The organism is Alteromonas ponticola, assembly GCF_012911815.1.
Classification (GTDB): domain Bacteria; phylum Pseudomonadota; class Gammaproteobacteria; order Enterobacterales; family Alteromonadaceae; genus Alteromonas; species Alteromonas ponticola.
Window position 1 is genome coordinate 110,628 of record NZ_JAATNW010000003.1, and the last position, 13,769, is coordinate 124,396.

At 46.2% G+C, this 13,769-nt stretch carries 11 protein-coding genes; 3 read left to right on the forward strand and 8 right to left on the reverse strand.

Features of this window, described 5'->3' with window-relative positions:
• Nucleotides 1-4 precede the first annotated feature (4 nt).
• The 4 genes from HCJ96_RS05430 to HCJ96_RS05445 all read right to left on the reverse strand — a co-directional run bounded on the left by HCJ96_RS05430 (nucleotide 5) and on the right by HCJ96_RS05445 (nucleotide 6,401).
• Nucleotides 5-424: a tellurite resistance TerB family protein gene (locus HCJ96_RS05430; RefSeq protein ID WP_169210029.1), complete on the reverse strand. Its 420-nt coding sequence runs from the start codon at nucleotides 422-424 to the stop codon at nucleotides 5-7.
• A gap of 444 nt (nucleotides 425-868) precedes the next feature.
• Nucleotides 869-2,089 carry a phosphoenolpyruvate carboxylase gene (locus HCJ96_RS05435; RefSeq protein WP_169210030.1) on the reverse strand — a complete coding sequence of 407 codons (1,221 nt, stop codon included), beginning with the start codon at nucleotides 2,087-2,089 and terminating at the stop codon, nucleotides 869-871.
• Nucleotides 2,089-2,724 carry a condensin complex protein MksE gene (locus HCJ96_RS05440; RefSeq protein WP_169210031.1) on the reverse strand — a complete coding sequence of 212 codons (636 nt, stop codon included), beginning with the start codon at nucleotides 2,722-2,724 and terminating at the stop codon, nucleotides 2,089-2,091. The genes HCJ96_RS05435 and HCJ96_RS05440 overlap by 1 nt, the downstream gene beginning before the upstream one ends.
• A complete protein-coding gene (locus tag HCJ96_RS05445) occupies nucleotides 2,721-6,401 on the reverse strand; it encodes an ATP-binding protein (RefSeq protein WP_169210032.1) in 3,681 nt (1,226 codons plus the stop codon). The genes HCJ96_RS05440 and HCJ96_RS05445 overlap by 4 nt, the downstream gene beginning before the upstream one ends.
• 702 nt (nucleotides 6,402-7,103) lie before the next feature.
• Here HCJ96_RS05445 and HCJ96_RS05450 point away from each other — a divergent pair.
• Complete coding sequence (locus HCJ96_RS05450) at nucleotides 7,104-7,928, forward strand: flagellin N-terminal helical domain-containing protein (protein ID WP_169210033.1); 825 nt, start codon at nucleotides 7,104-7,106, stop codon at nucleotides 7,926-7,928.
• A gap of 160 nt (nucleotides 7,929-8,088) precedes the next feature.
• Here the strand turns inward: HCJ96_RS05450 and HCJ96_RS05455 are convergent, their stop codons facing one another.
• Together HCJ96_RS05455 and ffh are read right to left on the reverse strand one after the other, a co-directional pair.
• Complete coding sequence (locus tag HCJ96_RS05455; RefSeq protein WP_169210034.1) at nucleotides 8,089-8,940, reverse strand: hypothetical protein; 852 nt, start codon at nucleotides 8,938-8,940, stop codon at nucleotides 8,089-8,091.
• A gap of 74 nt (nucleotides 8,941-9,014) precedes the next feature.
• Nucleotides 9,015-10,394 (reverse strand): signal recognition particle protein, encoded by a 1,380-nt coding sequence (ffh, locus tag HCJ96_RS05460; RefSeq protein ID WP_169210035.1) that lies wholly within the window; start codon nucleotides 10,392-10,394, stop codon nucleotides 9,015-9,017.
• A gap of 251 nt (nucleotides 10,395-10,645) precedes the next feature.
• Between ffh and HCJ96_RS05465 the strand changes: the two genes are divergently transcribed.
• Together HCJ96_RS05465 and HCJ96_RS05470 are read left to right on the forward strand one after the other, a co-directional pair.
• Entirely contained in the window at nucleotides 10,646-11,437 is a 792-nt protein-coding gene (locus HCJ96_RS05465) for a cytochrome C assembly family protein (protein WP_169210036.1), read from the forward strand.
• A gap of 82 nt (nucleotides 11,438-11,519) precedes the next feature.
• Nucleotides 11,520-12,809, forward strand: coding sequence for an HlyC/CorC family transporter (locus HCJ96_RS05470; protein WP_169210037.1), 1,290 nt, complete (start codon nucleotides 11,520-11,522; stop codon nucleotides 12,807-12,809).
• A gap of 4 nt (nucleotides 12,810-12,813) precedes the next feature.
• Here HCJ96_RS05470 and HCJ96_RS05475 read toward each other — a convergent pair whose 3' ends face one another.
• Together HCJ96_RS05475 and sixA are read right to left on the reverse strand one after the other, a co-directional pair.
• Nucleotides 12,814-12,993 carry a hypothetical protein gene (locus HCJ96_RS05475; protein WP_169210038.1) on the reverse strand — a complete coding sequence of 60 codons (180 nt, stop codon included), beginning with the start codon at nucleotides 12,991-12,993 and terminating at the stop codon, nucleotides 12,814-12,816.
• Between the two features lie 212 nt (nucleotides 12,994-13,205).
• A complete protein-coding gene (gene sixA / locus HCJ96_RS05480) occupies nucleotides 13,206-13,721 on the reverse strand; it encodes a phosphohistidine phosphatase SixA (protein WP_169210039.1) in 516 nt (171 codons plus the stop codon).
• Between the last annotated feature and the right edge of the window lie 48 nt (nucleotides 13,722-13,769).

Consider the following 13,769-nt stretch of genomic DNA (forward strand, 5'->3'; position numbering starts at 1 on the left):
TCCTTCATGAAAAAGACTGGGTCACCCCCGGTTTAGGGGAAAGCGCTTCTTTGCATACAAGCGCTTTGGCTAACAATTTATGTGAAAGTAACGACAAAATTTCTGTTTCTTTTTCGTTTCGCTCACCATCTACACCAGTAATCTGCATCGCGACTTCCATCGCTTTATCTGCGTCGTACGCGAGATGTTCTTTAAGCGATTTAAGTAGCTCTATTCCATCACCCTCATCCAACGCTTTTCGGGTGTGGTAAATGGCGTCAGTTAAAAACGCCTCGACACTGATTGGACTATCCCATTGCATGTTGTCAATGACATCGTCAAGATATTCCTGTTCTGTGAGAGTGACTTTGCCATCAATTTGATAAAGTAAAACAGAGAGCTGGATAAGCGCTTGGTTGAAAGACTGTTGACTGGATAACTGCATAAAATTTTCTCCACCTTTGTGCAAATAATGCTGCACAACCACTTGCGGTGAACACTGAGACCACCGTTTATTGAAGACGGTTTCAAGTCTACCAAGTTGAGCATGACACGCATATTACGCTGACATGACATATTTGGTTCAGCTTGTTAACACTATGTAAATTATAGCGTCTGATAAGGATTTTCCAAGCTCTGAATTCGCAAAAAAATGAGCCGGCTACAAATCTATAACGAAAAGAAAAAGGTTTTGAGCAAGCATGGCCTGTTGCAGAATGGCAATTGATTTAGGTAGGTTTGTCATTGCAGAAAATCGCCTCCTTTCCACGACAGTAACTCATTAATTGTCCAACAAATACACCGCCAACTCACCAGAGGGGATAAATTCCAATTTCTCCCCGTTTAGAAATCGCGCCAGCGACTGGTGCTGCCGTTTGGATCGAATCATTTAACGAAGGCCTAATTCAACGTCTTCGATAATGTAGTTGCCGTCATAAACAGGATGTGAATGACCGGTTGCCTCGATTGCAAAATAGGTCTGCTCTTCGAGCGTTAGGCCCTGATAGCCGCCAATTACCTGATAGATCCAGGCTTCAGCATCAAACTTAAGCTCATTTTCGCTGAGGTATTCCAATGCGGTCATACGCTTACCCGTGGAAATAACGTCGCAGAAATACCCTTCCACCGCCTGCTTAAGTTTATCTTCCTCAAACACCACTGCCGCTTGTTCTTCAACGGTGATTTTTTGTGCAGCACGTTCTGGCTGCGCTTGTTGACGTGAGCGGTTTAACGCCTTGATGGTGCCTACCAGTTGCTGCAAGTCACTCTCATGCTCAACCCGCTTCACATCAACGGCGGCTGGCACGATCAAACTGGCGGCCTGATTAAACAGCATAGGTACCTGCGTTAGTTTGGAGTAATTGCCTGGCACAAAATCAGGCTTTTGCTCCATATGCAGCATAAAGCCTTTTAGTAACCGGGTGCGCCCACGGAACTCTCTGAAGCGCCCCAGCAAGGCTAATAGTCTGGCCTGAACGATGGACAGCTCTTGCGTCACCCGCGAAAAACTGTGCTGCAAGGTCACGATAAGTAAATGGCGCAATTCGCGATTATTGCCGGCCAGTTCGCTTAACTCTTCAAAGCGAAACATTTCCAGTTGCTTTAATAACTCAGATACCTGAGATTGCGCCAGCTCATTTTCACGGATTTTTGCATCTATCGAAGCCACGTAACCGAATTCATTGTTGATACGTCCAAACAGGGTTCGCACACTGTTCGACAATGCTTCGGTCAGGCCGTAAACGTGCTCGGTAAGATCGGATAAATGCGCTTCGCTTTCAGCGTACCGGCTGTGAGCTAACGCTTCCTTATAATGCTGCGCAAGCGTTTTCAGACTCGCCAGCGCTGAGCCAATGTTGGCATCAAGCTGACGATTACGCTCATCGTGCAAACTTGACTCAAGTAAGCTTCTAACCGCATTTTTAAGACGTAAGCCGACCTCTTCATCAGGCCGCCACAACACGCCAAGCTGTATCAAATTATCAATAACTTTAGGGCTGTGCTCGCGCTCATCCAGAGAGCCAGTCAAATAGACCTGCATGATTAAATCCGCATGGCGACTGAGGGCATTTAAAAATTTAACCCCCGACTGGCGTAAATTCTGATTCATTACAACAAGCTCCCTTGCTGCACCGCCTGATCAGCTTGCTCTGAAAGCGACAAAGCTTCAGTTTCATCGATAAACCGTATAACTTCATACAAATATTCAATTTTGCCTGTGGCCAGATAGATCTGTTTCTCTTGATTCGGCTTTATCAAATAACCTAGATCCGTTAAGCGTTTGAAAATTTGCTTTACCTGACCGTCCAGTGTGGTACTGGTTGACCCAAATAATCGGTAGCGGGATATTTTTTCCAGCTGCTCTGCATAAGCGGGGGTATCTTCAATGGTACTTTGCAACTCATTTAAACGGATCGCACTGCCCTGCGTGACCGGCACGTCATTACCGGCAGCCTGTTGTACTAATAACAACCACTCCACCAGCGGTAACAGGTTGCTGGATATCTCCTGAAACTGACCACCCAGCACTTTACGTTCAGATTCGCCTAATGCCTGATATGCCGCAAAAAACACGTCACCATCAGCAGCAGTGGCTAATGTTCGATTCAGCACATTCAGCTGACTTTCCATCTTGTCACTATTTTGCGCTGATTTCAGATAGCGCCAGGCATCTTCGTCGGTAATCTGACAAATGAATGCCCCCGATAACAATAACTCTAAAATTCGCCCTTGTTCGGTGATCATGCTTCCACCTCCTGCTGACGCTTCTTGATCATTTCGCTAATAGCACTAACGCGTGGCTGCACCACCTGCAATTGTCGCGTGGCTTTATCAATCAGATAACGGTTAGCAAATAACGATAATACCTCTGATTCGGGATTCGGAAAGGCACCGACCACTGAGATATTGTTTTTCTGGCAGGCATCGAAAATTTTCTTCACGTTGTTTTGGTGTAAGGTACCCAACTCGTCAATCGGCCAGTGAATGATGGCGTCTGCTTTGCCCCTTAATAAGCGGGTAAAGGCCAACAGGAACTTACATAAAATCAGATACGCCATACCGTGGCTCGACGACTCATTTAATTGACGATCCGTGCGGATAACCAAATCAGAGTTACCCTCTTTGATATGTAACTCAATATCCAACAAATTGCTGATCCCTCCAGAAAGAGCGGCGCGACCCAAAATGTCCAGTACCCTGCGCATACTCATGGCGTAATCATCATCTGGAAGTTCGACACTGCCTGATGCCATCCACGCTTCATATAACTGGTTAAACTGAGTCAGTTCCGGCCAGAATTCCAGCTCAGCAATTCGCGAGCGGATCTTAACCGCAGAATTGGACACGCCATCTAAAAACAACTCTTCGTCAACTTCTTTGCTGATGCGTTTACTCTGGCTGACGATGCGGGTGTCGATGTCTTTTAAGACGTCGTAAAATGAGGTTAAATCAGCGCCGAAGATGCGCCCCTGCTCGCGTAATCCCTGCAGTTTTTGCGGTACAATCACGTTGAGCAGCTGGGCCAGATGACTGACTAAGCGGCGATGGTCCACACTTTTATGCCCCTGGGGAGTCATCACCGCACACTCTTCCCGCGAGCGCTCCCATGTGTCTGACAAACCGGTTCCTGCTTGTGCTGCAATCAACTGGTCAAAGTGCTCAACATGCGCTTTGATGTCATCCAGCAAACGCTGACGCTCCTGTAGCAACGACTGGCCTTCAGAAATGCGCTGTCCAATCTGACTGGCGGTATTACCTGATTCGGTTATCAGCTCCTGCGCAGGAAGGCTCATCTTATTTAACTGCCGGGTAATTTGCTGAACATCCTGTTCATTTTCTTTCGCCGTCTTCAACTGATGTTCCAGCTCAACCTGCGTGTCTTTAGTTTGCTGACGGGTGGCCTTGTACTCCGCTCCCTGCTGTTCCAAATCTCGTTGCGCCTGTGCCGCTTCCTTTTTAGCCTTCGCCAGGCCTTTTTGCCAAACGACCTTGTGACCAGTGAAGACCGTTTTATACCAATGCTCAAATTCACTGACTTTATGACGATTGCGTTCAGTGACCTCTATATCCTGTTTAAGCTGCTTGAGCTGCTTCTGTATCGTGCCGATTTCATCCACATCGACGCCGCGGTTGGCCAGCTCGTCAGCTAACCATTGCTCACACTTTTGCTTATCTGCTTTTGCCGCCTCTTTTGAGCGCACTATATGCTGTTCAATCTGTTGGATCGTATCCTGGGTATCGGCGATCAATTGTTGCCAATGAAACTGTTGTTCGGTCTCTGCTTCGCGCTGCTGATCTTTGATTTCATCAACGGCTTCTTCGTGCTGCGCTACACAGGCTTTTTGTTCAGTCTCATTAGCAGCAAGGCGCTTTTTACCTTCTTGTTTCCGCTGTGCCAGCGCCTGCACATATTCCTGTTGAACCTGATCACGGTCAGACTGTGCCCGTTTGCGGTTAGCTTCGCTGGTGCGGGTTTCACTCTCGCACTTGCTTAACGCCAGTTCTTTGTTGCGTACATTTTCGCTGGCTGCTGCAAGTTGTGTTTCCGCTTCATTTTGCTCGGTTAGCCTTTCGGCCAATTTGTTTTGTGCTGCTGCCAATTTCGCCTGCAACGCCTGTTCACTTTCAGCGTATTCGGGGGTTTCAACGGCAGCTAAGTCCAGTGAAACGCCAAACAGACTCTTATTACTGTCCAGTAATTCAGGCTTTAAATCATTTCGCGCAAGCAATTGTGGATTAACCACCTTTCCTAGATGTTGCTCCCAACCAGCTTTTTCCCGTCGCAGGAACTCCAGTAAACTGTTATTCCCAGGATACAATAATGCCTCAACCTTGTTAACCTGAGTCTGTTGCTGTTGAAAGGCGACGCGGGCTTTTTCCAATGCGTTGTTCGCTGCTTCACGCGTTTTTACTGCGGCCTGATATTCAGACTGGGCACGGCGCTGGCTCTCGCGGCTACCATCTTCACGAACACTGGCTTCTTTAATGGCGGCATCAAGCAGGTCCAACTGACTTTGCTCAAACTCGCTGAAACCAGCATTTTTGAGCCCGGCAGAAATTTCAGCATGCTTCACTTTTAGCTCATTCAGCCGATTCTGATGCGCTATGGCTTCAGTCTGCAGCTGTTGTTGATACTCTTCTTTAATGCTCTGTAACTGCGCCTGCTGCTCTGTTTTCTGCTGATCTAACTTATCTCGCGCCGCTTCACGCTCGTCACCAAAGGCTTCCAGTTCACTGGCATGCTTTTCGTTCAGCTCCACCAGTCGTTTATTAAATGCAGATTGCACATCCTGGTGCTTTTCAGTTAGCAATGTGTACCGACTAGTCAGGGTTTCTCTTTCGCTGACCCACTGGGGGAGCTTGCTGACGTTTTGCTTTAAGGTTTCGATATCCTGATCTTGCCAGGCATCATACTCTTTCTCGACAGAATCTAAGTCTTTTTCATATTTGCTGGCATCGGCTTTGGCACTGGAGAGTTGCTGGTTCAATGCATCGCGCTGGGTGCCCCACTCGGTTTCTCTGGTTTTAAGCGTATGTAAGGTGGTTTCCAGCTGCTGCTCACTTTGTTGCAGGTGAGCAGCCAGATAAGAGAGGTCGAAACTGAATTGCTGCTTTAATTCAGCAAGACGCTTCTCGCTTTGTTGTAGAGCGTGGTCGGCCTGTTCTAACTTTGCAAACTCAGGGCGAATTGCGTCGAACTCTTTTATCAGGTGACACTCACGTATCCAGTCTTCTACCCGGTTACGACTCAAATTAGAACTGGGTGGTTGCACGCCGTCTTCTTCCAGAATGGCAGCAATCATGGCTTTGATGGTTTCCATCTTGCCTTCTTTAGAATGCACAGCCTTGGCGAGCTTCTCGATATGACGCAGATGAACTCCCGATTCGGCGAGACTAAAAATGCTGGCATAACCCAATAATTCGCGACTGTTTGCTACCGAATTCAGCGTGGCCCGATCATTTTGCAGTATAGCGCGGTAGTCCCGGGTGTTAAGTAAATTGGTTACCAGTACATTATTGCGTTTTAAATTTCTGGCCAGCTCATTCATTCCGATAGACGCATGCTCACCTGATTTGTTTTTGTACAGATAATCGCTTAGTTCAAACGGTTTGCTGATATAGCGATAATTGACACCGGATCCGGACGAGGCAAGTACCGCCTGACAGAGGTCCCCCTGGCTGCGCTCAAATTCATAAATGATATAACTGGATTGGCGCGGCAAGTACCATTTTTCAAAACTGTCACGGGTAGCAGGAACGACCCGGCTGGGATACTCGCCATAAAAAACGGGTACCAGGCGTTGCAGTGTCGTTTTACCTGACGCGTTCGTACCACAAATATTGGTATGTCCGTCAAGTTTAAGTTCTACCACTCCAGGCAAGTGGGTGTCGATGAGGATAATGCGTTTTAAACCGGCCATAGCGTTCCTGAATTTTTTGATCGCGGATCTGTTGCGTCATCGGGAGTGTGCTTATTTTGCAATCTCTGCGTTGCGAATGTCATGTGAGTTGACTAAGGCAAATTACGTTAAAAAAAAGCCATATGTCAGGCACGGCGTTTCTTTATCATAATTATTGTTCACACAATGCCGATAAACTTCATTTTTTGGATGCGCAGTTTAGTATGAATTGAAACGTTTGCACAGACTCAAATTTGGATATTGAATCGACACATTATTAGCGTTGATAACATGCCATCATCTGGTTAAGCGCATACGGTGCATTTATAATCGGTAGCACTGCTTGCAGACTGACGAAGCTAGATGAGTAGCAAATTTGTTAATGTATCTCACTCTACTGAAATTGGAGACACCGTCTGATAAGTGATCAAAACTTCGCCAGAATACTGTCGCATTAGCGACGTTATTTTGACGTCTTACTGTTACTAACACCCTATATCATATGCTTTGCAAGTATGATCAAAGCCAAAACAAGCACTTAACAAGTTTTTTAAGCTTAACTGCAATTTTTCTCACTTTTTTTCTCAAGGATTTTTTTCCCTCGACGATACAGTATCTGAGCAAGCCAGGGTGACAAAACACGGCAAACAGTGTGATTACCCCCTTACTTTGAATTGTTTTAGATAGCCTTTCGGGCTGGTCGATAAGTTTAGGAGAGAGTCCATGAGTATGTTTGTTAACACTAACGTTTCAGCATTAAACGCACAACGTCAAATGTTCGATACCAACAATGCGTTAAATACGTCGTTCGAGCGTTTGTCTTCAGGTTTCCGTATCAACAGCGCTGCTGATGATGCCGCCGGTCTACAGATTTCTGACCGTATGACCACCCAGGTACAGGGCCTGAACATGGCGGTACGTAACGCCAACGATGCGATCTCATTATCGCAGACGGCGGAAGGTGCGTTAGATGAAACCACCAACACATTACAACGTATCCGTCAGTTAGCGATTCAGTCACAAAACGGGATTAACTCAGATGCTGACCGTGGCGCACTGCAAAAAGAAGTGGCGGCACTTAAAACTGAAATGTCACGTATTGCCTCTGACACTCAGTTCAACGGCGTGAACATCCTTAATGGGAGTTATTCAGCTGACTTCCAGGTGGGTGCCAACAGTGGCCAGACCATCAAAGTCGAGTTAACCCAAAATGGTGGCTTCGGTGCCTCAGGCCTGAATGTTGGCGGATTGGATATCAGCACCTCAGCAGGTGCAGCGGCTGCCCTTACCTCAATTGATGCGGCAATTTCTACCATCGGTGGAGCCCGTGCAGATTTAGGTGCTTTGCAGAACCGTTTTCAGTCGACTATCCGTAACTTAAGCAATGTTGCTGAAAATATCTCAGCGGCCCGTTCACGAATCAAAGACACTGACTTTGCTTCTGAAACCGCCGAACTGACGCGTAACCAGATCCTGCAGCAAGCTAGCACCACTATCTTGTCACAGGCAAAACAGCGTCCACAGGCAGCCTTGTCACTGTTGGGTTAAGAATCAACAGATAACTAAAATAGTAGATAAACCTATGTGGGAGTAAGTCGGGAATCAATCAGCCGGCCGTGACAAAATCTCCCACTCTTTTTTTGCTCATTCTCTCCTAACACTGAGCAGTTGCCGGACGTTAAGTCCGGCTTTTTCAATTCAGACGCCGCTAATTTTTTTCCAACACTTGCCAGAATTGCTGAATTGCCACGTAATCAGGATGATTGACGACGTCTTTTAACGCCATATTAATTTTATCAATGGCTTCTTTGCCCCAGGCATTTCGCGTACAGCCAATCGCTCCGGGTACCGCTCTGTTGCCATACTCCTGCGTAGGCACAAAAACCAGATCGTTTGCTCCGCGGGTGAGTGTAAAATAGCGCAACGCGGTGGGATACTCGAGTGTGTACCCCAGTCGCCCTAAGGTAATCTGTCGCATGATGCGTGTGGAAGCGTCGGCGCCGGAAACCGAGAAATAGTGGTTACTGGTAGCAAAACTATCAACAACTTCCTGCAGCGGCGTGGGATACTTGCGGGCAGTGGGCTTACCGAAATAAAATTGCTTATCTTTGGCTAACGCCTGCAATGAAACCCTGCCCTTTTTAAGGATACCCGCCGCTTTAAACGCCTGCCGATTTTTTCGCGTGGTAATAACGCCTAAAGGAGGGTGCACAACCGTTACATCAGAATAATAATATAACGGACTGATTTCGCGCTTGATAACGCAAGGAAAGCATAGGTTCTCTTTAGCTTCAATTTCTCTTCTGATACGAACGTGCGGCATCATCAATGTTGAGTGCTGAACCTGACTGAGATTTCGTGAAAGCTGGTCGACTAACACATCGCACATTCCCAACCGATAAAAAGAGCCCGACAGGATATGGAATGGTGGGGCAGGATTGACTGCCCACTGAATCGAAAAAGGCTTATCCTCGACCTCTTCTGCGGCGATGCTGGTAACGGCCAAAAGGTACAGAAAAAACGATTTAAGAATACGTTTAACTGTGATTACTTCAGTCACACTGCCCTCATTACTTTCTGACTTATTATACTTAAGTCTAATAAAGACTTTATATAACAGCAAAAAATAGTTTTTTACCTTGGTGGAAACATTCCTCCACCCATACCCCCCGGGGGCATCATGCCCTTCATCTGGCGCATCATTTTTTTCATGCCCCCACCGGACATTTTTTTCATCATTTTTTGCATTTGCGTAAACTGTTTGAGTAAACGATTCACATCTTGGATTTGGGTACCCGAACCGGCTGCAATTCTGCGTTTACGCGAGCCTTTAATCATGTCAGGCTTTGCCCGCTCTGCCGGGGTCATAGAATTGATAATAGCTTCCATCTGATTAAACTGCTTGTCGCCTGCCTGATCTTTTATTTTATCTCCCATGGCTCCCATGCCAGGCAACTTGTCCATCAGGCCCATCATACCGCCCATGTTTTTCATCTGCTCAAGCTGCTCTTTAAAATCCTGCAAATCAAAGCCTTTGCCTTTTTGCACTTTCTTCGCAAGTTTCTGCGCTTTGTCTTTATCTACTTTGCGCTCGACTTCCTCGATAAGACTTAGCACGTCTCCCATGCCCAGTATGCGTGAGGCAATGCGCTCCGGATGGAAAGGTTCTAACGCATCAATTTTTTCACCCATCCCGATAAATTTAATGGGCTTGCCAGTAATTTTACGTACAGATAGTGCCGCACCGCCACGGGCATCACCGTCTGCCTTGGTCAGAATGACACCCGTAAGCGGTAATGCATCGTTAAAGGCTTTGGCTGTATTTGCTGCGTCCTGCCCTGTCATGGCGTCAACAACGAATAAGGTTTCGATCGGCTTTACTGACGCATGCAGTGCTTTGATTTCATCCATCATATCTGCATCAACGTGCAGACGACCTGCGGTATCTACCAGCAGCACATCGTAAAATTGTTTACGCGCGGCAGTAATGGCACCTTCGACGATATCTACGGGTTTTTGCTCCGTAGTAGAGGGATGAAAGGCAACCCCCACTTCACCGGCCAGCGTTTCTAACTGTTTGATGGCGGCGGGACGGTAAATATCCGCACTCACCACCATGACCTTTTTCTTTTCTCGTTCTGTCAGGTATTTAGCCAGCTTGCCGACGCTGGTTGTTTTACCCGCGCCTTGTAAGCCTGCCATCAACACTACCGCCGGTGGCTGGGTAGCGAGATTGAGCTTCTCATTCGCCTCACCCATAACGGCTTCAAGTTCAGACTGAACAATTTTAATAAATACCTGACCCGGTTTGAGGCTCTTGGTTACCTCGGTACCAACCGCCCGCTCTTTTACCTGGCCGACAAATTCTTTGACTACCGGCAACGCCACATCGGCCTCAAGCAGTGCCATGCGCACTTCACGGAGCGTATCTTTAATATTATCTTCGGTTAGGCGCCCGCGGCCACTAACGTTTTTTAACGTTTGCCCCAGGCGTTCTGATAAGTTTTCAAACATAAATCAATACATCTTTTGCTGGTTTGTTGCGCATTATACCTATATTTAATTAAGATTCTCACCCTGTGACTGATTTCTTAATCCCGGTTAAACAATGACGCATAATTAAACGATTGTGCTATGCCGCATATAATGTGGGCAAATCCTGTTGCTATCAAGGTTGTAATTTGTGGTAAGTTACAGTATCAATAAGCGCTGCTGACTGGTTTTACCGGGCGTCGGAAATTTTTTTGCAGCAACAAAGGAGTGACATGACCACACTATTTGCTCTTCTCAGCATCGTTTTATATCTGATATCGATGATTGTGTTAATGGGAAGGCTTTTTCATAAAGAAGGACCTAACAAAACGCTTGCCTTAAGCCTGGCGGCGGTGGGTTCAATCGCGCATATACTTTATCTTGCCGACGCAATAATGGGTGTGCCGGGTCAGAATATGAGCATGACCAATGTGTTATCGTTAATTTCCTGGCTTATCACTGTTTCCATGCTGATTAGCATAACTGTGTTACCCAACGTAATGTTACTTCCTGGCGTACTGGGGTTCGCCGCATTGAGCGTTTTAGCTGCATTGGTCATTCCTGCTGCGCATATCATGCACATTGAGCTGCGACCAGGATTGTTAATCCATATAACACTATCCTTGTTTGCCTACGGCACCTTAGTTATCGCGTTTCTGTATGCCTTACAAATGTCTTATATAACACATCGTCTCAAACAGAAGGAAGCCGCCCTCATTCACTCTTCAATGCCGCCATTGATGTTGGTTGAAGGCATATTATTCAAGCTGCTTCTGGTAGGTACAGGCTTATTAGTTGTTGCTCAGTTAAGTGGGTTTATATTTCTTGAAGACATGTTCAGTAAAGGATACGCCCACAAGACGGTGCTATCTCTGGCAGCAACCGCTATCTATATTTTCCTGTTGGTAGGCCAACGAGTATGGGGATGGCGGGGCAAACAGGTAATAGGATTGACCATACTAGGGCTGGTATTACTGTCACTGGCCTATTTCGGTAGCCGATTTGTCAGAGAAATCCTTCTCTAGAGTGAAATATAATAATTTTCCCTTGAAAGCCCAGCACCAAATAACTAAAGTTGAACGTCCATTAGGTAAAGGAACCCAATAGTTGGACGCTATATCAACAGCCACTCTATTTATTATATTAGCAGTGCTACTTTTATTTTCGGCTTTTTTTTCCAGTTCAGAAACAGGCATGATGTCGATAAACCGTTATCGACTCAAGCACTTACAAGGAGAGGGAAACCTTTCTGCCAAACGGGTTCAGAAGTTACTTGATCGTCCGGATCGATTGATTGGATTGATCTTAATTGGTAACAATCTGGTGAATATTGCCGCCTCCTCTGTTGCCACTATTATTGGCATACGCCTGTTCGGCGATGTGGGTATTGCGATTGCCACGTTCGGTCTGACGCTGGTAGTGCTGGTATTTGCAGAAGTAACCCCAAAAACGCTTGCCGCTTTGTATCCTGAAAAGGTCGCGTTTCCGGCCTCGATGCTGTTGTTGCCACTGCTGACATTGCTCTACCCCATTGTGTATTGTGTAAACGGGATCACGAACGGATTACTTGCTTTATTAAGAATCAGTCCGCTGGGCAATGGTGGTGATTCATTAAGCCGCGAGGAATTACGCACGGTTGTGTATGAAGCAGGAACCATGATCCCTAAAAAGCACCAGGACATGCTGGTCAGCATACTCGATCTGGAAAGCGTCACCGCCGAAGATATCATGGTGCCACGTGCGGAAATATTTGCGATTGACATCAACGAGGACTGGAACAAAATTCAAAAGCTGTTAACCGGATCACAACACACGCGAATTTTATTGTACCGTGACAGCGTTGATGATGCTGTGGGGTTTGTGCACGTGCGCGATGCCTTGCGTCTGCTGTCCAAAGATCAGTTTACCAAATCCAGTTTGCTGCGCGCGGTTAAAGAAATTTATTACACGCCAGAGTCAACTCCCCTGCACACTTTGATGTTCAAGTTTCAAACTGAGAAAGAGCGTATCGCGTTGGTGGTAGATGAGTACGGCGATATTATGGGGTTGGTCACCATGGAAGATATACTGGAAGAAATTGTCGGTGATTTCACCACCAGTATGGTACCGGACCACAGTAAAGAAGCGCACATTCAACAGGATGGAAGCGTGCTTGTTGATGGCAGCGTCAACATTCGTGACCTCAATAGAGAAATGGATTGGCAGTTACCTACGGAAGGTCCAAAAACGCTTAACGGCTTGATTCTTGAGTATCTCGAAGAAATTCCTGAGAACAGGGTAAGTTTACGTCTTGCGGGTTATCCGATTGAAATCGTTGATATCAGTGAAAATAAGATTAAAACGGTAAGGATTATTCCAGAATACTATTTGCCTGCGACGCTTCCCAAAGCTGAGTAACGTGCTATTTATTTTTCATCGCACGCTTGGCAAGAACGCGTGCTTTGGTCTCCGCAACTTTACTGGATAGCGTATTTAACTTTTCCAGTATATTACGCAACTCTTCGTCGTCCTGCAGATCAGCCTCATCAACATGACTCTGCAGGGTGCTTTTAAGTAATTCAGGTAATGATCGAGTTGTCATAATATATTACTGTTCAAAAAAACACGCTATCTTCGTCCAAATGCTATTAAAATTGCTCACGCGCATTTGTTATCACTTATATCGGATGTTTTTTGAACTTCTTAAGAAAAACCTGTAAAAAACTTAATCAAGTACGGTAAGGCGACCCCATTTTCTTCGAATATTGATTTACAAGACAATGATTTTAATCGTTTTTAAACCTAACCGCCGGGTTAATAGCCCTGATAATGAACTTCAAGTTTGCCACACTGCCTTTTCAGCGAATATCGAATGACTGCAATTGAAGCGGTGGCAAATAAACTAGTGGTATGTGATTGGCATAAACTGTCCACCAGGTAACTCACTAGTGGCATGTGGCTGACGAAAAGTACCGACCGCGTGGGAGTGGATGTATTTTGGCTCTCTTGCAGCCTTACATCAAGAAAATCATGGGTTAATTCTGCATCGCCTTCGGGAATAATATCGTGGCAAATCTCCATACTTTTGGGACGAATATCTAGAGAAAGCATGTCATAAGTCTGGCGCGCACGGCGATACGGACTGACTAAGGCCAAATCAACCTGGCCGTCAAAAAGATATTTTTGTTTCAACCACTTAGCGGCATCAATGACCTGCGCACGCCCTTCAGGCGTGAGTTGACGGGATTTGTCATCCACGCGTAAAGATTCCGCTTCGCCGTGACGCATTACAAATAATAAAATGTCGTCGTTGCTACTTTGACCTGACATAAGTTTATGAATAAGATGATACTTCCTGCTAACGATAGCAGACAGGTT

Bases quoted from the DNA above. Each gene is read 5' to 3' on its own strand.
- HCJ96_RS05465 (WP_169210036.1), top strand. From the start codon at position 10,646: ATGACCACACTATTTGCTCTTCTCAGCATCGTTTTATATCTGATATCG.
- HCJ96_RS05475 (WP_169210038.1), bottom strand. From the start codon at position 12,993: ATGACAACTCGATCATTACCTGAATTACTTAAAAGCACCCTGCAGAGT.
- sixA (WP_169210039.1), bottom strand. From the start codon at position 13,721: ATGTCAGGTCAAAGTAGCAACGACGACATTTTATTATTTGTAATGCGT.
- HCJ96_RS05430 (WP_169210029.1), bottom strand. From the start codon at position 424: ATGCAGTTATCCAGTCAACAGTCTTTCAACCAAGCGCTTATCCAGCTC.
- HCJ96_RS05435 (WP_169210030.1), bottom strand. From the start codon at position 2,089: ATGAATCAGAATTTACGCCAGTCGGGGGTTAAATTTTTAAATGCCCTC.
- ffh (WP_169210035.1), bottom strand. From the start codon at position 10,394: ATGTTTGAAAACTTATCAGAACGCCTGGGGCAAACGTTAAAAAACGTT.
- HCJ96_RS05445 (WP_169210032.1), bottom strand. From the start codon at position 6,401: ATGGCCGGTTTAAAACGCATTATCCTCATCGACACCCACTTGCCTGGA.
- HCJ96_RS05450 (WP_169210033.1), top strand. From the start codon at position 7,104: ATGAGTATGTTTGTTAACACTAACGTTTCAGCATTAAACGCACAACGT.
- HCJ96_RS05440 (WP_169210031.1), bottom strand. From the start codon at position 2,724: ATGATCACCGAACAAGGGCGAATTTTAGAGTTATTGTTATCGGGGGCA.